The organism is Streptomyces sp. NBC_01426 (assembly GCF_036231985.1).
Classification (GTDB): Bacteria; Actinomycetota; Actinomycetes; order Streptomycetales; family Streptomycetaceae; genus Streptomyces.
Genome location: NZ_CP109500.1, coordinates 6,512,645 through 6,531,885, shown reverse-complemented (window position 1 = coordinate 6,531,885; position 19,241 = coordinate 6,512,645). Strand labels below are relative to the sequence as shown.

Here is a 19,241-nt window from a genome sequence, read left to right as displayed (position 1 = left end):
TGCCCGACCGTCGGCGGGAGCCCTTCCGCTCGCGTCTGCGCCCGTCAGGGCGGGTCGACTCGCCGGGAGTGCGCCGTGCCGCGGTCCGCAGTCGGCGGAACCGGGTCGCCGTGCCGCCGTCCGCACCCACGGCCCTGACCCCGCCCGGGGTCGCCCCCGTGGTGCCGCGCGGCTCAGGGGCGGCGTCGTCGACCCGGGGGGCGGGAACCTGGGGGCGCGAGCCCGGCCCCACCGGAACCGGCGCCACCCGAACCGGCCGCGCCCCCAACGGCGTTGCGGGGATGGGCCGCGCCCCGACCGGCCGCGCCCCCACCGGCCGCGCACGCGAAAGCGCCGGGCGCGGCTCCTCGAGGGAGCCGCGCCCGGCTGTCTGTCCCGCCCGCGGGGGACGGTTGGTCGCGGGGCAGACGATCAGTGGGCGGCCGCGGTGGCCTGGTCGGCCGCCGGTTCGGCGGCCGGAGCGGAGTCGGTCGGGCGGCCGGAGCGCCGGCCGACGACCAGGAGGGTGAGGATCGCGAGGCCCGCGCCGATGTACAGGACGCTGGCGGTGGCCAGGTTGTCCACGGCGATGCCGCCGAAGAGGGCGCCCAGGGCGATCGACAGGTTGAAGGTGGAGACGTACAGCGAGGAGGCGGCCTCGGTCGCGTCGGGTGCGGCGTCGAGGATCCAGGTCTGGAAGGTCACCGGCACCGCGCCGTAGCCCAGGCCCCACAGGACGAGGATGACGGCCGCGGTGATGGTGGTGTTACCGACCGTGGCGAGCAGCAGCATGGCGACGGCGAGGACGATCGCGATGCCGATGACGACCTGGCGCAGCCGCTTGGCGATCAGGGCTCCGGCGATGAAGTTGCCGGTGATGCCGGCGATGCCGAAGGTCAGCAGCAGGACACCGATCATGCTGTCGCCGACGCCGTCGTCCTGGAGGAGGGGACGGACGAAGGTGTAGGCGAGGAAGTGGCCGGTGATGACGAGGAAGGTCATCGCGATGCCGATGCGGACGCCGGCGTTGGACTTCCACACGCGGGGCAGGTCACCGAAGACGATGGTGCGCTCGGCGGGGACCTTCGGCATCAGGAAGAGCATCGCGGCGAGGGCGACGAGGCCGAGGATGCCGACCGCGGCGAAGGCGGTGCGCCAGCCGGAGAGGTCGCCGAGGAAGGTGCCGGTGGGCACGCCGAGCACGGAGGCCGTCTCGACGCCGCCGAAGATGACGGCGGTGGCGCGGGCGACGTGTCGTTCGGGCACCAGGCGCAGGGCGATGCCGCCGGCGATGGACCAGAATCCGCCGACGCTGATGCCGATGAGGAAGCGGGCGACGAGGACCACGGCGAAGCTGGTGGCGAAGGCGGAGGCGAGGTTCGCCAGGCCGACGATGGCGATGAGGATGACCAGCACGAGCCGCCGGTCGAACTTGCCGGTGGCGACGGTCACGAGCGGTGCCGAGATCGCCGCGACCAGGCCGGGGATGGTGACCATGAGGGCCGCCGTGCCCTCGGAGACCTTCAGCGCGTCTCCGACGGGGGTGAGCAGGCCGACGGGCAGCAGCTCGGAGGTCATGAGGGAGAAGATGCCGAGGGTGACGGCCAGGACGGCCAGCCAGCCCTTGACTGCGGAGGGTTCCTTGCCCGCGTTGCGCGGTGCGGATGAATCGAGGGTGGTCACGATGTCAGTCCTTCGTCAGCGGTCCCCCTCTGGTGCCGGGAGACGGGGGTGGGGGCATGCGTGGGGCGGTGGCCTGGCCTGTCCGGCGGTGGCCACCGCCCTGGTGCGTGGTTATGGGGTCTGGGGGTCGTGGAGGGGCCGGACTACTCGGTGCCGGGGGTCTTGCGGGTGGCGACGTTCATCCGGTTCCACACGTTGGCGGTGAAGATGAGCGCGATCAGGTGCGCGAGCTCCTCCTCGCCGAAGTGGCGGGCGGCCTCGTCGTAGACGGCGTCGGTGACCCCGCCCGGGAGGAGGGTGACCTCCTCGGTGAGGGCGAGGGCCGCGCGCTCCTTGACGGTGAAGAGGCTCGACTCCTGCCAGGCGGTGAGCTGGTAGATCCGCTCTTCCGACTCGCCGCCCTTGCGGGCGTCGCTGGTGTGGTAATCGATGCAGTAGGCGCAGCGGTTGATCTGCGAGGTGCGGATCTGGACGAGCTCCAGGAGGACCGGGTCGAGTCCCTGTCGGGCGGCCCCGTCGAGGGCCAGGACGGACTTGAAGATCTTGGGGGCGACGGCGGCGAAGTTCATGCGCTCAGGAACCTGAAAAGTGGTCATGTGAAAACTCTAGGAGCGCAATCGGCCCGCAGTAGGGTGCATTCCCATGCAGAGATCATGGGTCAATTCCGCGGGCGCGTCCGATCCCGAGCCGGCCGGTACCGGGAGCGATCTGCACCTGGAACTGAGCGGCGAGGGCAGCCTGCGCAACCAGCTGATGCAGGCGTTACGCACGGCGATCGACTCCGGCCGGCTCACCCCCGGCACCCGGCTGCCGCCCTACCGGGCCCTCGCCGTGGACCTGGGGATCGCCCGCAACACCGTCGCCGACGCGTACGCCGAGCTGGTGGAGGAGGGCTGGCTGTCGGCGCGCCAGGGCTCCGGCACCCGGGTGGCCAAACGGGCGACCCCGCTCCAGCCCGACCGGATGCGCGGCCCCGCCCGGCCGACGCACCGCAGGACCGTGCACGACCTGCTGCCCAGCTCCCCCGATGCCTCCGCCTTCCCCCGTACCGCCTGGATCGGCGCCGCCCGACGGGCGCTGGCCGCCGCTCCGCACGACGCCTTCGGCGTCGGTGACCCCCGCGGCCGGATCGAGCTGCGCCGGACCCTGACCGACTACCTCGCGCGGGTGCGCGGCGTACGGACCGCCCCGGACCGGATCATCGTCTGCTCCGGCTTCGCCCACGGGCTGGAGCTGCTCGGCAAGGTGCTCGCCGGTCCGGTCGCGGTGGAGTCGTACGGGCTGTCCTTCCACCGGGACATCCTGGTGGCGTCGGGGCTGGCCACGATCCCGTTGACGGTGGACGGCGGGGGCGCGCGGGTGGAGGAACTTCCCGGGACGGGCGCCAAGGCGGTGCTGCTCACCCCGGCCCACCAGTTCCCGACGGGCGGGCCGCTGCACCCGGAGCGGCGGGCCGCGGTGGTGGACTGGGCGCGGGCGAGCGGTGCAGTGCTGATCGAGGACGACTACGACGGGGAGTTCCGTTACGACCGCCAGCCGGTCGGCGCCGTCCAGGGCCTGGACCCGGACCGGATCGTCTACATCGGCTCCGCCAGCAAGAGCCTGTCCCCCGCGCTGCGCCTGGGCTGGATGGTGCTGCCGGGCTGGCTGGTCGACGACGTGCTCGCCGCGAAGGGCACCCGCGAGATGTGGTCGGGGGTCACGGACCAGCTGACCCTGGCCGAGTTCATCGGCTCGGGCGCCTACGACCGTCACCTGCGCCGGATGCGCCTGATCTACCGGCGCCGCCGGGACCAGCTGGCGGCCCGGCTGGCGCAGGAGGCCCCGCACATCAAGGTCAGCGGGGTGGCGGCCGGGCTGCACGCGGTGCTGGAGCTGCCGAGGGACACCGAGGAGGCGGCCCTGCGGGCGGCCCGCCGGCAGGGCCTGGCGCTGGACGGGTTGCGGCCGTACCTGCATCCCGAGAGTTCCATGACCCCGCGGGACGGGCTGGTGCTCGGCTACGGCACCCCGCCCGACCACGCGTTCGCGGCGGCCCTGGACGCCCTGTGCCTGGCGTTGCCCGACCCGCCGCAGGAGGAGGAGCGGCCCGGCTCCGGCGGGGAGGAGCCGCCGCGCCGCCGGGGCGACCCCGAGGCCCACCGGGTCCCGTAGCGGCCCGCACCACCACGAGCGCCGCCGTCCGGCCCAGGCCGGACGGCGGCGCTCGTGGTGGTGCTCAGGGCGCGACGGTCAGGGCGTGGCGGAGTTCGGCCTCCAGCCGGTCCAGGTCGTCGGTGTGCCCGTGGGCCGCCACGTGCCCGTCGGGCCGGATCAGGTAGTACCCGGGTCGGGTGCACAGCCCTGCCCGGCCGGGCAGGTCGGGTGTGGCCCGCAGGACGCGGAGCGCCGGCCAGGGGCCGACGGTGTGCTCGACCCGGGCGGTCCAGGCGGTGTCCCGGGCGGGCGGGCGCAGCAGCAGCGTCCAGCCCGCCGGGGCCCGTCCCGGTCCGGCCAGGCCCAGCGCGACGGCGGCGGCCCGGGGGAAGACGGAGCCGGCCCGGATCCCGCCGGGCAGCCGGTCGCGTACCCGGCAGGCGCCGGTCGACGGCTGCCGGGTGTCCCGGTCGGGGGTGTAGGCGAGCCGGCGGCCCGCCATCACGGGGGCGTAGAGCCGCGCGGCGGCGCCGGTGCGGTCCAGCAGCCGGAAGGCGGTGTCGCGGGCGGCGACCCGGCGCCGGGTGCGGGCGGTCAGGGCCCGGGTGTGCAGGTCGGTGTCGCGGACGATGCGGCCGGTCGCCTCGACGCGTTCCCTGCCGTAGCTCTCCAGGAGCGTGGCGGGGGCCTCGCCGGCGAGGACTGCGGCGAGTTTCCAGGCGAGGTTGTGGGCGTCCTGGAGGCCGTTGTTCATGCCCTGGCCGCCGGCGGGGCTGTGCACGTGCGCCGAGTCCCCGGCCAGGAAGACCCGGCCGCGCTGGAAGTCGGTGGCACGCCGGGCATGGACCCGGAAGACGGTCTCCCAGACCGGTTCGGTGATCCGTACGCCGTGGGGGCCCCGGGTGTCGATGAGGCGCTGCATGTCGTCGCGGGTCAGGGTGGTGCCCTCGGGCATCACCGACAGGAAGCGGAAGACCCCGTCGGGCTGCGGGACGACGCACAGGGTGCCCGAGGTGCTCTGGTAGTACGCGATCTCGTCGGGCGGCAGGTTTCCCTCGATGCGGGTGTCGAGGAGGGCGAAGGCCATCTCGTAGGTGGATCCCTCGAAGCCGATGCCGAGTTGCCGGCGGACGTCGCTGCCCGCCCCGTCGGCGCCGATGACGAAGGGTGCGGTGAACCGCTCGACGAGGCCGTCGCCGTGTTCCAGTACGGCGGTGACCGTGCCGCCCGGCTCGATTCGGCCGGAGTAGTCGACGTCGTCGAGGCACAGCAGCCGGACGCCGCGCTCGATCTTCCCGCCGAGGGAGTGCAGCCGTTCGGTGAGGATGCGTTCCGTCTCGGGTTGGGGCAGCTGGCGGGCGGCCAGCTCCTCGGTGAAGGTGAGCGAGGCGACCGGCTGGCGGTCGGAGAAGTAGCGGAAGGCGCGTACGGGTACGGAGGCCTCCTGGACGGCCTCGCCGACGCCGAGGTCGGTGAGGATGTCGCGGACCCGGGGCCACAGCGACAGCGCCTTGGGTACCCGGGCGGCTTCGTGGGCCCGGTCGACGATCCGTACGCCCACGCCGCGCCGCAGCAGTTCGCAGGCGGCGAGCAGGCCGGTGGGACCGGCTCCGACGATCAGCACGTCGGCATCGCTGGTGGCGTTCACGGGTGTTCTCCTGCCTGTCGCCGGACGGTGGTCAGGACGACTGCGGGGCGGACAACCGCCGCAGTCGTTCGGTGAGTTCGAGGCGCTGGACCTTCATCGTGGCCGTGCGCGGCAGTTCGGAGAGCTTCATCTGCACCGGCTCCGCGAGCTGCGGCCACGCGGCGGCGGCGGCGCGCCAGCGGGCCGGGTCCAGCGGCAGGTCGTCGCGGGTGCAGAGCACGGGGACGCCCGCGCCGTCCGGTCCGGGGACGACGACCAGTTCGGTCAGTTCGTCGAGCCGGCCGAGGACGGTGTCCTCGATCTCCAGGGTGGAGTGGATGCCGGGGATGGCGTCCACCTCGCGGTCCAGGAGGTGGAGGCAGCCCTCGTCGGTGCGGTATCCGAGGTCCATGCCGCGCCACCAGCCGCCGTGGACCTGGGTGTCGTAGCGCTCGCGCTCGCCGAAGTAGCCCAGGGCCCGGCCGGCGGCCTGTACGTCGATGTAGCCGGGGTTGTCGCGGGTGACCTCCTTGCCGTTGCGGCTGACGAGGCGGAACTTGGTGTCGGAGGGGAAGGCGTGGCCCTGGCAGCGGCCGTCCGCGCCCAGGGCGGTGGCGCGGGTGAAGCCGCGGCCGACGAGCGGGCCCGTCTCGCTCTGTCCGTAGATCTGGTAGAAGAGCGGCGAGCTGCGGTCGGTGGCGTGCAGCAACTTGTGCATGGTGCTGGGGTGGATGGCGTCGAAGGTGGTGCTGAAGTACTTGACGTTCGACAGCGGGCGCAGCGGGTGATCGGCCAACACCTCCCATTCCATGAAGGAGTTGGGGTGGGACTCGATGAATCCGGGGCGGGTCTCGGCCCACAGTCGCGCCGCGTGCTCGGGCTCGGCGTCGTTCATGATGACCATCGGGTTGCCGCGGGGCAGCAGGACGGCCAGGGCCAGGGGCATCCGCGAGTGGACGTAGCTGACGTGCAGGGCGACCGTCTCGTGCTCGCGGATCATGTCGAAGAGCTTGGCCTGCGGGCGGTAGCGGCCGTGCAGGGTGCGGGCCGAGTGCACGACCAGCTTGGGCAGGCCGGTGGTGCCGGAGGTGTGCGTCATCAGCGCGGGCAGGTCGAGGTGGGGGACGACGGGGGCCTGCCGCGGGGAGCCGGCCAGGTCCGCGAGGGAGACCGTGCCCGGGCGGGACCCGGCCACGATGATCACCTGGCCGGCGATCTCCGCGAGGGGGGTGCCGGCGAACGGTCCGTCGAGCTTGTCGGTGTCGGTGACCAGGTGGGGGGAGCCGAGCCGGCGCAGCAGCGCGAGGACGCTGTCGGCGTCGAGGTACGGGGAGAGCTGGACGGGGACGGCTCCGAGGCGGGCGACGGCGGAGGACAGGATGTTGATGTCGAAGCCGTTGGACTTGTGGAGGGCGACGTGGTCGCTGCGGCGCACTCCGGCGGCGTACAGGCGGGCCGCGGTGTCGTCGATGTACTCGGCCAGTTCGGCGAACGTCAGGCGTCGCCCGGCCTCGGGGAAGAGGTCCAGGTCGTGGTCGAGGATGATCAGCTGGTCGCCGTGGGCCTGGGCGGCCCGCTCGGCCACGAGACCCATGTACAGGCCCTTGTCACTGCCGTTGACGGGAAGCATCGCGGAACTCCTTCGCGGGAGGGGTGTGGGTGGTGGGCCGGTCAGATCAGGCCGGTGAGCAGGGACTCGACGATGCGGACGCCGTCCCGGGTGAGCACGGATTCGGGGTGGAACTGCATGGAGGCGAAGTGCGGTCCGCGCAGGGCGTGCACCTCGTCGGTCTCCGGGTCGCGGCTGACCTCGAAGACGCCGACGCCCTCGGCCTCGGCCTTGTCCTCGGCGCCGCGGGCGGCGAACGTGTTGTAGAAGCCGACGCGTTCGGTCGAGCCGAAGAGTCGGATCTGTCGCTGTACGCCCTGGTTGGGGTGGTCGCGGCGGACCAGCTCGAGCCCCAGTTCCCGGGAGAGGACCTGGTGGCTGAGGCACACGGCGAGGAAGGGCCGCCGCTTGGCGAGCAGCGCGCGGACGTCGGCCGACAGCCTGGCGATCTTCGGGTGGCCGGCGTCGCGCGGGTCGCCGGGTCCCGGGCCCATGACGACCAGGTCGTGGGCATCGAGGGAGTACGGCTCGTCGAAGCGGCTCACGGTCACCCGCAGGCCCATCGAGCGGAGCTGGTGGGCGATCATCGAGGTGAAGGTGTCCTCCGCGTCCACGACGAGGACCGAGCGTCCGACCAACGAGGCTTGCGGCAGGGCGCGTTCGCCCTCCTCGGCCAGCCAGTAGCCGGCGATGGAATCGTTGCGACGGGCCAGGGCGGCCCGGACGTCCGGGTGGGCGGAGAACCGGGTGGCGCCGTCCGATTCCAGTGCGGCGAGCAGGCCGGCGGCCTTCGCCTTGGTCTCCGCGACCTCGGACTCGGGATCGGAGTGGCGCACCAGGGTGGCTCCCACGCCGATGGAGACCCGGCCGGCCGCGTCGATGTCGGCGGTGCGGATGAGGATCGACGAGTCGAGTTCCCGTTCGCCCGTCTCGTCCGTGCCGATGAGGGCGACGATGCCGCTGTAGTAGCCGCGGCCGCGCGGTTCGTACCTGCTGATGACGCGGCAGGCGCTCTCCAGCGGGCTGCCCGTGACGGTGGGGGCGAACATCGTCTCGCGCAGGATCTCGCGCGGGTCGCGGGTGGTGCGCCCCTCGATGAGGTACTCGGTGTGCGCGAGGCGCGCCATCTCCTTGAGGTAGGGGCCGACGACCCGGCCGCCCCCCTCGCAGACCCGCGCCATCATCTTGAGTTCCTCGTCGACGACCATGTACAGCTCGTCGGTCTCCTTGCGGTCCGCGAGGAAGTCCATCACCTGCGGCAGGGTCGGGCCGCCGGCCGGGTAGCGGTAGGTGCCGCTGATGGGGTTCATCACGGCGGTGCCGCGGTGCACGCTGATGTGGCGTTCGGGGGTGGCGCCCACGAAGGTGCGGTCCCCGGTGTGGACGACGAAGGTCCAGTAGCCGCCCGACTCCTGCTCCAGGAGCCGGCGGAAGAGGGTCAGGGCGCTGCGCGGGGTGTAGTCGGTGATCTCCGCGGTGAAGGAGCGCTTGATGACGAAGTTCGCCCCCTCGCCGGTGCCGATCTCGTCGGCGATGACGCGACGGACGATGTCCGCGTAGCCGGCGTCGTCGATGTCGAACTCGCCGCCGGTGAGCCGGATGGGCCGGTCGCCGATGCGTGCGACGGCCTCCGCGAGGGGGACCTTCTCCTGACCGGTGACGGCGAGGGTGATGAGCGGGGAGCCGTCGTCGGGGGCCTCGAAGCCGCGTTCGCGGATCTGCCGGAAGGGTACGAGGACCAGCGCCTCGTGCCGGCCGGGCTCGGCCGCGCCCCGCTCGGGCAGGGGTACGGACTCCAGGGACTCGGGGTGGGACACGTCGCCGACGAGGACCTCCACCAGGCCCGGCCCGGTGGCGCCGGGCCGGTGCAGCAGGGCGAACGGCGGGGGTGCGGGGGCGAGGATCAGGTCGAGCAGGTCGCGCTCCGCCGGCTCCCGGGCGGCGGTCATGCCAGGGTCTCCTTCACGGTGGTGACGACGGCGCAGCGCCGGGCGGCGTAGTCGAGGGTCCGGTGGTGGTCCTCCTCGGTGAAGTCGGCCAGGGCGTCCGCGACGAGGAAGGTCTCCATGTCGTGGCTGAACGAGTCGACCGCGGTGGCGAGTACGCCGACGTGGGCGTACACCCCGCCGACGACGAGTTGGTCGCGTCCCGCCTCCCGCATCCGGGCCAGCAGGTCGGTGTGGTGGAAGGCGCTGTAGCGCCACTTGGTGAACACCCAGTCCTCGGGACGGGGCCCCAGCTCGTCGGCGATCTCCCGGTCGGCGCGCGAGGGCTTCATCCCGGGCCCCCAGAAGTCCCGCAGCAGTCCGCGCTGGCGCTCGGTCATGCCGCCCGGCTGGGCCGTATAGGCGACGGGGACGCCGAGTTCGACACACCGGTCGCGCAACTGGGCGCAATTGCGGACGAGTTCGGTGCGCAGGGTGTCCGGCAGGGGTTTCAGGAAGTAGTGCTGCATGTCGTGCAACAACAGGACGGCGCGGGCCGGGTCGACGGACCAGGCGGCGGTGTTGAGGGGCAGGTCCCCCGATGTCGGCATCGGGTAGGCCTCGATGGTCGGGATGCCGGCCATGGCTTCCTCTCGTGGCTCTGACGTGGTGGAGGGTGCGGGTGCGGGTGGTGCGGGACGGCGGCGGGTCGTGGGCGCGGCGTCAGACGCCGAGGGTGGCGCCGCCGTCGACCGTGAGGGTGTGCAGGGTGATGTGCGCGGCCTCGTCCGAGAGCAGGAACGCCACGGCGTCGGCGATGTGTCGGGGCTGTGCGAGCCGGCCGAGGGGGATGCCGACGCGGTACGTGTCCCCGTGTCCCTCGATGGAGCCGCGCGGGCCGGATTCGTCGTGCCACATGGACCGCAGCATCGGCGTGTCGGTGGAGCCGGGGGCGACGACGTTGCAGCGGATGCCGTGACGGGCGACTTCCAGGCCGAGGGACTTGGTGAACATGGTGGCCGCGGCCTTGGAGGCGGCGTAGGCGGCCATGTCGGTACGGGGGGTGCCGGCGGCGTTGGAGGCGACGGTGACGAGGGAGCCCCTGGCACGCTCGGCCATCCGGTTGACCACGGCCCGGGAGACGTGGAAGACCCCGGTGGTGTTGACGGCGAAGGTGGCGTTCCAGTCCTCGTCGGTGAACGCGCGGGCCTGGCCCAGGCGCAGGATGCCGGCGGCGTTGACGAGGTGCTCGATGGGGCCGAGTTCGCTCTCCGCGGCCGCGACGGTCCGCTCGACGTCGGCGCTGCTGGTGACGTCGGTGGGGAAGGCGACGGCCTTGACGCCCTGGTCGGCCCACTCCTCGACGGCCCGCCGCAACGCCACCGGATCGCGGTCCACGGCGGCGATGAGGGCGCCCCGTTCCCCGAGGGTGAGGGCGACCGCGCGGCCAATACCGCCGGCCGCTCCCGTGACGAGGGCTGTGGTGCCTTCCATCAGAAGCTCCAACTGGATACGACGGATATGGCCTGTCCGGGGTTGAGCCGCGGGTCGCAGTGACTGGTGTAGAACTCGCCGACCCGATCGATGGCGGACGGGTCGGAGACGCATTCGGTGACGGCGTCCGGGGTGGTCTCCAGGTGGAAGCCGCCCGCGATACCGCCGGCCTCGGTGACGGCGAAGTGGAAGGCCACGGCCTCGCGTTCGACCGTCTCGACGTAGCGGGTCTTGTAACCGTCGGGGGTGCTGACGGTGTTGCCGTGCATGGGGTCGGTCAGCCAGATCACCGGGTGTCCGGCCTCGCGGACGGCGGTCACGAGCGGGGGCAGGGCGTCGGGGACGGCGTCGGCGCCCATCCGGGCGATCAGGGTGAGACGGCCGGGCTCGCGGTCCGGGTCGAGCCGTTCGCACAGGGCGAGGAGCTCCGCCGGGCTCATGTTCGGGCCGACCTTGCAGGCCACCGGGTTGCTCACCCGGGACAACAGCTCGACGTGGGCGCCGTCGACCTGCCGGGTGCGCTCGCCGATCCAGGGCCAGTGGGTGGAGGCCAGCATCAGTCCGCCCGCCTCGTCGCTGCGGAGCATCGACACCTCGTAGTCGAGGAGCAGCGCCTCGTGGCTGGTCCACACCATGGGGTCGATGCCGGCGCCGGGGCTGCCGGGGCGCCAGCCGAGGCCCCGCATCACGTCGTCGGCGGCCATGTAGCCGGTGAGCAGCCGCAGCGGGTCGGGGCGGCGGGTGTCGACGTCGGGTTCGGGTCCGTTGACCATGTGGCCCCGGAAGACGGGCATGTCGACCCCGTCGACGACCTCGGTGGGGCGCGAGCGGGGCTTGGCGTACTGGCCGGCGATCCTGCCGACGCGCAGCACCGGCTTGCCGGTGATCAGTCGCAGCGACCCGGCGAGCAGGTCCAGGACGGCGGCCTTGCGGGCGACGTGGTCGGGCGTGCATTCGGCCGGGTCCTCGGCGCAGTCGCCGACCTGGACCACGTGGGCCTGACCGGCCGCCACCCGGGCCAGCAGCCCGCGCAGGGTCCGTACGTCGTCCGCGGCGACCAGCGAGGGGCGGGCCAGGAGTTCCTCCCTGACCCGACGCAACTGCGCGGGGTCGTCCCAGTCCGGCTGTTGGAGCGCGGGTTTCAGCCGGATGCCGATGTCGGCGTTTTCCACGGGTTGCCTCCGAGTAGACGAGCGAGGGCGCGGTGCGCTCTGCCGCGCGGTGCGGGTCGCGGGAGCGGGGCGCGCGGGCGAATTGCGGGGGTGGTGCGGGGTGCCCGAAGGGGCGGGCGGAACGCGCGGGGCCGCGCCGGGGGCGGGGGCCGCGGGTGTGGGGTGTACGGGCCGAAAGGCCGGGGGCGAGCGCCCGGGACGCGGCGCGGTCGGGGGCCGGGCGGTCGGAGCCGGGCGGACGGGCCCGGCCCCGACCGTGCCCCGCGGGACACGGCGCGGCGCGGTACGGGGCGGTATGGGGCCCCGGCCATGCGGGGGGCGGGCACGGCACACGGCCGGTGGGCACGCGGCGGCGGGGCGCCCGGGTACGGGACGTACTCGGGTGCCCCGACTGCGCGGCGAGGCGCGCGACCGGGCGCCGCGGGCCGGGCGGACCCCCGACGGCAGGGCCTGGGTCCTGTCGTCGAAGTGGCGGCGGACGGACCCCCCGACGGCAGGGCCTAGGCGAGGCCCTTGCGGAGCGCGGCGGTGATCTCGACGGTGCGGCGGGCCTGGTACTCGATGGCGGCGAGGTTGTCCTCGGTGACGTTGCCCGCCTCGTTGCGCGAGACGCTGCTCACTCCGTACGGGTTGCCGTTGGTCGGGGCCAGCTGGATCGGGTCGGCCACACCGGGCGGCACGATGATCGCGCCCCAGTGGTAGAAGGCGTTGTTGAGTGCCAGGAGGGTGCTCTCCTGGCCGCCGTGCAGGGTCGCGGTGGACGTGAACGAGGACATCACCTTGTTCAGGAGTCCGCGCTTGGAGTGCAGGGGAAGGGTCTGGTCGATGAACTGTTTGAGCGAGGCGGCGGGCAGACCGTAGCGGCCCGGGGTCCCCCACAGCACCGCGTCGGCCCATTCGAGGTCGTCGAGCGTGGCCTCGGGGATGTCCGCGACGGCGGCGAGGTGCTCCTCCCATGCCGCGTTCCAGGTGTCGTTGCCGGGCACGACCGTTTCGGTGGTGAGTTCGGCGGTCCTGCGCAACCGCACCTCCGCGCCCGCCTTCTCGGCGGCGGCCGCGGCGGCCACGGCGAGCTGGTGGACGTTTCCCTGGGAGGAGTAGTAGATGACGGCGACCTTGGTCATGTCCGGGGTCCCTCGGTTCGATCGGTTGGAATGTCCCGATCCTGTGGGACCCGGCGGCCACGGCCAATGGTCGTCCGGGCTATCCGTCAACTGCTCAGCTCGCTAGGTCAGGTCGCCCTCCCAGGTCCGTCAGGTAGCCCCGACCGTGCCGTTCGCGGCGCGCCGGATCGGTCAGGTCCGTCACCTCCGCCGCGGCCCGCCGGGTGTTGGGCCGGCCGCTGAGCAGGGCGATGGCGTGCGCGGCCGAGGCGAGGGTGGCGTGCCGGTGCCAGCCGTTGAAGGAGCGGCCGGAGAAGTCCCGGATGCCGACCTGGTCGGCCACCTCGGCGAGGTCCCGGTCGACCCGGTGGGTGAGCCGGATCAACTGGGTCAACTCCACCGGTCGCACCCCCGTCAGGTCGGTGAGCCACAGTTCGGCCGGGAGTTGGCCGCCGTCAGAGATCCCGAGGAGCAGCAGTTCCTCGGCCACGCCGGGGCGGCCGCCGGGGCGTCGGGTGTCGGCGGTCAGGGTGGCGCTGACGGCGACGAGCGAGCCCGGCCGCCGGACGCCGCGGAGCGGTGTCTCCGGTCCGGGTGCCCGGCGGGGCTCCAGCTGACGCATGTGCCAGGCCGTGGACATGATCTGTTGGGTCGTCATGCTGGCGCCGCGGCGGGGGAAGGTGGGTTCCAGCACGGTGAGGCGTACGGAGGGGTCCACCCGCAGCAGCCAGGGCGTGCCGGCGGCCCGCAGTCGGTGGACGGTGCTCAGGACGTCGGCGTTGCGCGCGTCCATCACCAGGGGGCGGACCGGGAGACCGGAGTCCCTGATCATCGCCAGATAGGCCTCGACCGAGCACTGGGCGAGGCTCTCCTGCACGGTGGTCTCGGGGATGGCGGCCTGGCTGCGCCGGTTCTCGTCCTCCAACCAGCGGTGGGTGAGGTGGAGCCGCCAGTGCAGGGGCGAGCTCCAGTCGTGGGCGGCGGCCCAGACGCCCACGGCCTGTTGGGCGTTGATGACCTGACCCAGTTCCGGCACGAAGCGCCGCTCGACGCCCACGGAGGTCTCGCCGGCCTTCGGGATGATCATGGGGTGGACCACGTACGCCTGCGGTGGCGACACCCGTTCGATGTGCTGGGCCAGGGCCCTCCGGACGGGGGTCCAGTCCCAGGTCGAGCTGGAGATGAAGTGGTGGAGGCTCTGCTCGGCGGCGTCCCCTCCGAGCAGCGTCGCGATGTTGCGGATCGACTTGCGGCCTTCGGCGCCCAACAGGCCCCGCACGTAGTGGATGGCCTTCATCCGCTGGTCGCTCCGCGGCATGGACGCGAAGAGTCCCGAGCACAACTCGAAGACCACCGATTCCTCGTCACCGGGGCGCCGCGTTCCTTCGTGTGCGATGCATTCGGCGTGCTGATCGCCCGTCGGCTGCTTCCGGACCGTGCTGCCGCTCCGCAGGATCGTGCTCCTCATGGAAGTCTCCCCTCCGACCGGGCGTTGCCCGGCCAGCTGCCTGCATGTGTCTGCCGAGCGGCGGCTGTGCTGAGCACATGCCGCCACGGAGACGCAGCTTCACGCGGGGCGACCAAGCGGGGGCAAAGGATCGGGAAGCCCCGCCTCCGTGCCCGCGCGGATCGTGGCGTACGCCGCCGGCCGGCCCGGGGTGGTCGGGGACCGCGGTTCCGGATCGGCGTCCGGGTCTCCGGTGAGGGCGAGTCGGATCAGTTCCGGTATCCGGAACGACGGCACCGACATCTCCCGGGTTCCCGTGGGGATCCGGCCGGACAGTTCGACGGCGTGGTGGTCGAGCAGGGTGCCCAGGAGCTGTTCGGCGGTGCTCGTGGCCACCCCGAGGAGTTGCGCGGCGTCCCGGACCACGAAGGCCCCGGGGGCGGAACGGCTGAGTACGGTGAGCGCCCGGCCCGCCGGGTGGGGCAGCCGGGCGCAGGACTGTTCGACCCGGGCCAGTACGTCCCAGGTCCCCGAGCGCAGTTCTACCCGGCGTTGGCGTTCGTTGGCCAGCCGTTCGGCGAAATCGGCCGTGGACCACATGGGGCGGGCCGCCAGGGTCTCCCCCATCGCCCTGATCCCCAGGGGGACGTGGCCCATCAGCCGGACGATCCCCCGGGCCGCCGGGTGGTCGCCCGGGGGCCAGGCCGCGGGGCCGGCGGCCGCGGCGAAGAGTGCGGCGCCGTCCTCGGTGCTCATCGGCCCGAGCGTCAGGTGCGCGGCGCCCGGCAGCCCGGGCAGCCGGACCCGGGAGGTGGTGATGACGGTGCTGCGGCTGCCGCCGGGGAGCAGCGGCAGGATCTGCCGGGCGGACGCGGCGTCCTCCAGCAGCAGGAGCAGCGCCCGGCCCGCGGTGTGGTCGCGGAACCTGCGGGCCAGCTCGTCCTCGGCCCATCCGGCGGGGTCCCCGTCCGAGGTGGGCACGGAGTCGAGGTGCAGGTCCCGCAGGAAGGAGCGCAGGATCAGCGTGGGGCTGATCGGCGTCTCCCGGTCGCTGTGCAGCCGGGCGTACAACTGGCCGTCGGGGAAGCGGCCGCTGAGCAGGTGGGCGGCCCGGACGGCCAGCACGCTCTTGCCGGTGCCGATGCCGCCGAGGACGGTGACGATCCGGGGCGCGGCGCGCCGTTCGGGTTCCTCCTCGGGGGCGGCCAGGGCGAGCAGCCGGTCGAGTTCGCGGCGACGTCCGATGAAATCCGGGGTGTCGGGGGGGAGTTGTGTCAGCCTGGGGAGGGCCGCCGGCGTCGCCGTGGCGGGGTCCCGGGCGGGCCGGCCGGGCACGAGCAGGTGCGCGGGGGTGGGCGCGCCGAGGCGCGGGTCGGCGCTCAGTACCTCCTGCTGGAGTTTGCGGACCCAGTCGGAGGGTTCGATGCCCAGTTCCCGGACGAGGTTGCGGCGCAGCCGGGTGAACGCGTCCAGGGCGGTGGCGCGTTGGCCGGAGCGGTGTGCGGCGAGGACGAGGTCGGCGGCGAACCTCTCGTTCAGCGGGTGTTCGGCGGTGAGCCGGCGCAGTTCGTCGAGCAGCGATCCGTGGAGGCCGAGTTGGAGGTCCGCCTGGACCCTCATCTCCAGCGCGCTGATCCGGGTGGCCTCGATCCGGCTGATCCGGGAGGCGAGTTCGGGGCCGGCGGGCACGTCGGCGAAGGCGTCCCCGCGCCACAGGGCGAGGGCGGCCCGCAGTGCGCCGGCGGCCTCGCGGGCGTTGCCGGCGTCCAGGTCGACGCGGGCCAGCCCGATCCGGCGTTCGAAGTCCCAGAGGTCCACCTCCTCCGGGCGCAGCCGCAGCAGGTAGCCGTTCGTACGGGTCTCCAGCCGGTCGGAGGAGTGCGGTACGGGAGCGGGGCCGTGCGCGGGGACCGGCCGCCGGGCCAGGGCGCGGCGCAACTGGTACACGTACGTCTGGACCGTCTTGCGGGCGAGTCGCGGCGGGTCGATCTCCCACAGTTCCTCGATGAGGGCGGCGAGCGGCACGGGCCGTCCCGCGCGCAGCAGGAGCACGGCCAGGACCCGCCGGACCTGGGGCGCGGTGGGGGTGCGGGATTCGCCGTCGAGACGCACGTCGAGCGGTCCGAGGACCCCGATCCGCAAGGCGGGGCCCCCGGGTGCGGCGGGGTCCCGCTGGAGCACCGCGGTGGTCTCCATGGACGGCTCCTCTCCGGACGGTGTGCCCTGCCGGCCTGCGACTGCGACTGCGATGCGAGAACAGTGGCCCACGGCGGTTTATGGCCGGTCACTCGTCGTCCTGCCGGTCCGCGGCGGGCGGCAGGGGAGGTCGGGGAGGGTCAGGGCCTGGTGTTCCAGCCCGCGATGACCGGGAGTTCGTGCTCGGTCGACAGGAGGCTGACCGTCCCGGTGCGCAGCAGGAACAGCCGCCCCTCGGCGGGGGGCAGCCCGAGGTAGCGGGCCGTCAGCACCCGCAGGAAGTGGCCGTGGGCGACCACCACCACGTCACCGCGGTCCTCCCGCAGCACCTCGGCGATCCGGGCCAGCGCGCGGTCCGCGCGGGCCCCGACCTGTTCGGCCTGCTCACCGGGATGCCCGGCGTCCCCGGGCGGCACCCCGTCGGTCCACAGCGACCAGTTCGGGCGGGTCTTTCGGATCTCCGCCGTGGTCACGCCCTCGTAGCCGCCGTAGTCCCATTCGTGCAGGTCGGGGTCGGTGACGCCGTCGCTCAGCCCGGCGAGCTGGGCCGTGGCCACCGCCCGGCGCAGCGGGCTGGTCAGCACCAGGGCGGGCTGCCGGTCCAGGAAGAACGGGGCCAGGGAGATGGCCTCCTCGACCCCGCGCGCGGTCAGCGGGATGTCCGTCAGCCCGGTGTGCTTCCCGTTGGCGCTCCACGCCGTCTCACCGTGCCTCACCAGCATCAGGTCACTCATCCTCCGGACGATAGTCGCTCCGGCATGTCGCCGCCGAAGTCGCCGGGCAGGCGTGTCACTGTCGGGCGTCATGGATGGGAGCACGTTTCGGGGGCGCCGAGCGGGCGCCGATCGGGGCCTGGATCGGTGCTTGCATCGGGCGCCGATCGGGGCTTGGGTCGGCCGCGCGGAATTCGATGCGGAAACGGTGCGAGTTGGTCGGGGACTCCTCCGCTCGCGAGGCTCGGGGCATGGACGACCGGATGGACGACCAGACGTGCCGGCACGACCGGCGGACGCGCGCGCGCCCCGCATCGGGCGCGCCGGGCACCCTGGCGTACGAGGACGAGGCGCCGGACGAGGCGCGCATCGCGGCCGGTTTCGCGGCGGGTGACGAGCGCTCCATGGAGGCCGCGTACCGCCGGTGGCGGCCGCTGGTGCACTCCCTGGCGCGCCGCTCGCTCGGCGACGAACGCGAGGCCGAGGACGTGACCCAGCAGGTGTTCCTGGCCGCCTGGCGCGGCCGCGGCGGCTACCGCCCGGGCCCCGGCGGGCTCGGGGCCTGGCTGACCGGGATCACCCGCCACAAGGTGGCCGACGCCCTGGAGGCCCGGACCCGGCGGGCCCGGGCGGTCGCGGCCGCCACCCGCGCCTTCCACGAGTTCGCCCGGTGGCCTGCGGCCTGTGACCGACCGGAGCCGGAGCAGGTCGTGGACCGGGTGTTGATCCTCGGGGAGCTGGCCCGGCTGCCGGCGGCGCAGCAGCACGTCATGCGGCTCGCCTTCTACGGGGACCTGACCCAGAGCCAGATCGCGGATCGCACGGGGCTGCCGCTGGGCACGGTCAAGAGCCACATGCGGCGGGCCCTGGGCGTCCTGCGCGCGTCGGTGGCGCCGGCCCTGTCGCCCCGCACGCCGGAGACCGCGGCCAGGTGACGGGCCGCGCCGACGGCGCGGATGCGTGGCGCGGCGCGGCGGCGGAGGGGGAGTCCGATCGGTGCCCGGTCGGTGCCCGGGCGGGGCTTCGACCGGCGCCGGCGGCGCGGCTCCGCGGCGGCGGGACCGGGAGGACCGGGCGGGGTCTACGCCCGTGTCCCGGTCGTCGGGCCCGTCCTCGCGGCCGGTTCGGCGTGGTCCGCGGAGCGCACGGCGTTCTCGATGACGGTGAGGCCCGAGCGCAGGCCGAACAGCCGCTCGGTGCGCGGGTCCGGGGATCCCGTGCCCCAGCCGGGTCCGGCGAGCAGCAGCGCCGAGTGTCCGCGCGCGCCGCGCAGCCCCCATTCGATGGCGGCGACCGAACGCACCAGGGCCCGGTCGGCGGTGCTCCTGGATTGGGACCACAGGACGGCCGCGCGCGGGCCCGTGCGCCGGACCGCCTCGTGGAGGGCCTCGGCGGGCAGGGCGGCGCCGAACATCCTCACCGGCAGGCCCCGTTCACCGAGCACGGCGGCCAGCGCCTCCATCGGCAGGGTGTGCTGCTCCCCCGGCGCGCAGGCCAACAGCACGGGTGAGGAGCGCAGTTGCTCCGCCGCGGGTCGTACCCGGCGCAGCGCGCACGAGACCTGCCAGGAGAGCAGGTGCTCGACCTCCACGTAACGTTCCCCGGCCGAGGCCCACTTGCGGCCCACCGCGTGCAGGGTCGGCGCGATGATCTCCTCCCATGCGGTGACCAGGCCGTGTTCCGCGACGGCGGATTCCAGCAGGTGTTCCACCGCCGGGGCGTCGAGTCGTACGGCGGCCCGGGCGAGCCCCCTGCACTCGGGGCGGACCTCGCCGAGCGGGAGCGCGTTGGGGCCGCCGGGCGCCGCCGCCGATTCGGGGACGGCTGCCGGCTCCGGGGCGGCGCCGCCGGCGGACCTCGCGCCGACGGCGGCCCGGGCGGCCTCGGAGGGCGGTACCCCCTGGGCGGTCAGCCGGCACATCAGTTCCAGGCGGGCGATGTCCTGCGCGGTCCAGCGGCGGTGCCTGCCGTCCTCGCGGGTGGCGGGGCCGATGGCGTACCGGCGTTCCCAGGACCGCAGGGTGGTGGGTGACACCCCGAGGCGCCGGGCCACGGCGCCGGTGCTCAGCGCCGCCGCGGGCAGTTCCGGGGGGTTCTCGTGGGGCGGGTGGGGCGGCACGGGGTCCACCCGTTCACGATACGACGAGGTCATGGGGG

At 73.7% G+C, this 19,241-nt stretch carries 14 protein-coding genes and 1 pseudogene; 2 read left to right on the top strand and 13 right to left on the bottom strand.

What is annotated here, in order from left to right; genetic code table 11:
• Positions 1 to 411: 411 nt before the first annotated feature.
• Together OG906_RS29210 and OG906_RS29205 are read right to left on the bottom strand one after the other, a co-directional pair.
• On the bottom strand, positions 412 to 1,662 hold the full coding sequence (locus OG906_RS29210) for an MFS transporter (RefSeq protein WP_329447030.1): 1,251 nt from the start codon (positions 1,660 to 1,662) through the stop codon (positions 412 to 414).
• A gap of 143 nt (positions 1,663 to 1,805) precedes the next feature.
• Positions 1,806 to 2,258, bottom strand: a complete 453-nt coding sequence (locus OG906_RS29205) for a carboxymuconolactone decarboxylase family protein (RefSeq protein ID WP_267797052.1) — start codon at positions 2,256 to 2,258, stop codon at positions 1,806 to 1,808.
• A 46-nt stretch (positions 2,259 to 2,304) separates the two neighbouring features.
• On the opposite strand from OG906_RS29205, the gene pdxR reads away from it, so the two are divergent.
• Entirely contained in the window at positions 2,305 to 3,816 is a 1,512-nt protein-coding gene (gene pdxR, locus OG906_RS29200) for a MocR-like pyridoxine biosynthesis transcription factor PdxR (protein WP_329447028.1), read from the top strand.
• 64 nt (positions 3,817 to 3,880) lie between these two features.
• On the opposite strand, the gene OG906_RS29195 is transcribed toward pdxR, so the two are convergent.
• The 10 genes and pseudogenes from OG906_RS29195 to OG906_RS29150 all read right to left on the bottom strand — a co-directional run bounded on the left by OG906_RS29195 (position 3,881) and on the right by OG906_RS29150 (position 17,105).
• Positions 3,881 to 5,446 (bottom strand): FAD-dependent monooxygenase, encoded by a 1,566-nt coding sequence (locus tag OG906_RS29195; RefSeq protein ID WP_329447026.1) that lies wholly within the window; start codon positions 5,444 to 5,446, stop codon positions 3,881 to 3,883.
• Between the two features lie 31 nt (positions 5,447 to 5,477).
• Positions 5,478 to 7,055, bottom strand: coding sequence for a class I adenylate-forming enzyme family protein (locus tag OG906_RS29190; protein WP_329447024.1), 1,578 nt, complete (start codon positions 7,053 to 7,055; stop codon positions 5,478 to 5,480).
• Between the two features lie 41 nt (positions 7,056 to 7,096).
• Positions 7,097 to 8,983 (bottom strand): anthranilate synthase family protein, encoded by a 1,887-nt coding sequence (locus OG906_RS29185; protein WP_329447022.1) that lies wholly within the window; start codon positions 8,981 to 8,983, stop codon positions 7,097 to 7,099.
• On the bottom strand, positions 8,980 to 9,603 hold the full coding sequence (locus OG906_RS29180) for an isochorismatase family protein (protein WP_266951792.1): 624 nt from the start codon (positions 9,601 to 9,603) through the stop codon (positions 8,980 to 8,982). Before OG906_RS29180 ends, OG906_RS29185 begins: the two co-directional genes overlap by 4 nt.
• 79 nt (positions 9,604 to 9,682) lie before the next feature.
• Positions 9,683 to 10,453, bottom strand: coding sequence for a 2,3-dihydro-2,3-dihydroxybenzoate dehydrogenase (locus tag OG906_RS29175; RefSeq protein WP_329447020.1), 771 nt, complete (start codon positions 10,451 to 10,453; stop codon positions 9,683 to 9,685).
• A complete protein-coding gene (locus OG906_RS29170; protein WP_329447019.1) occupies positions 10,453 to 11,625 on the bottom strand; it encodes a 3-deoxy-7-phosphoheptulonate synthase in 1,173 nt (390 codons plus the stop codon). Before OG906_RS29170 ends, OG906_RS29175 begins: the two co-directional genes overlap by 1 nt.
• Positions 11,626 to 12,125: 500 nt before the next feature.
• Positions 12,126 to 12,749: an NAD(P)H-dependent oxidoreductase gene (locus OG906_RS29165; RefSeq protein WP_267801067.1), complete on the bottom strand. Its 624-nt coding sequence runs from the start codon at positions 12,747 to 12,749 to the stop codon at positions 12,126 to 12,128.
• 205 nt (positions 12,750 to 12,954) lie between these two features.
• Positions 12,955 to 14,196 (bottom strand): annotated as a pseudogene (locus OG906_RS29160) (IS701 family transposase); the annotation flags it as partial.
• A 99-nt stretch (positions 14,197 to 14,295) separates the two neighbouring features.
• Positions 14,296 to 16,371 (bottom strand): AfsR/SARP family transcriptional regulator, encoded by a 2,076-nt coding sequence (locus OG906_RS29155; RefSeq protein WP_329447015.1) that lies wholly within the window; start codon positions 16,369 to 16,371, stop codon positions 14,296 to 14,298.
• A 140-nt stretch (positions 16,372 to 16,511) separates the two neighbouring features.
• Positions 16,512 to 17,105 carry a histidine phosphatase family protein gene (locus tag OG906_RS29150; RefSeq protein WP_267801064.1) on the bottom strand — a complete coding sequence of 198 codons (594 nt, stop codon included), beginning with the start codon at positions 17,103 to 17,105 and terminating at the stop codon, positions 16,512 to 16,514.
• Positions 17,106 to 17,335: 230 nt separating this feature from the next.
• Here OG906_RS29150 and OG906_RS29145 point away from each other — a divergent pair, with 230 nt between their 5' ends.
• Complete coding sequence (locus OG906_RS29145; RefSeq protein WP_329447013.1) at positions 17,336 to 18,019, top strand: RNA polymerase sigma factor; 684 nt, start codon at positions 17,336 to 17,338, stop codon at positions 18,017 to 18,019.
• Positions 18,020 to 18,165: 146 nt separating this feature from the next.
• Here the strand turns inward: OG906_RS29145 and OG906_RS29140 are convergent, their stop codons facing one another.
• A complete protein-coding gene (locus tag OG906_RS29140; RefSeq protein WP_329447011.1) occupies positions 18,166 to 19,212 on the bottom strand; it encodes a MerR family transcriptional regulator in 1,047 nt (348 codons plus the stop codon).
• Positions 19,213 to 19,241: the final 29 nt, after the last annotated feature.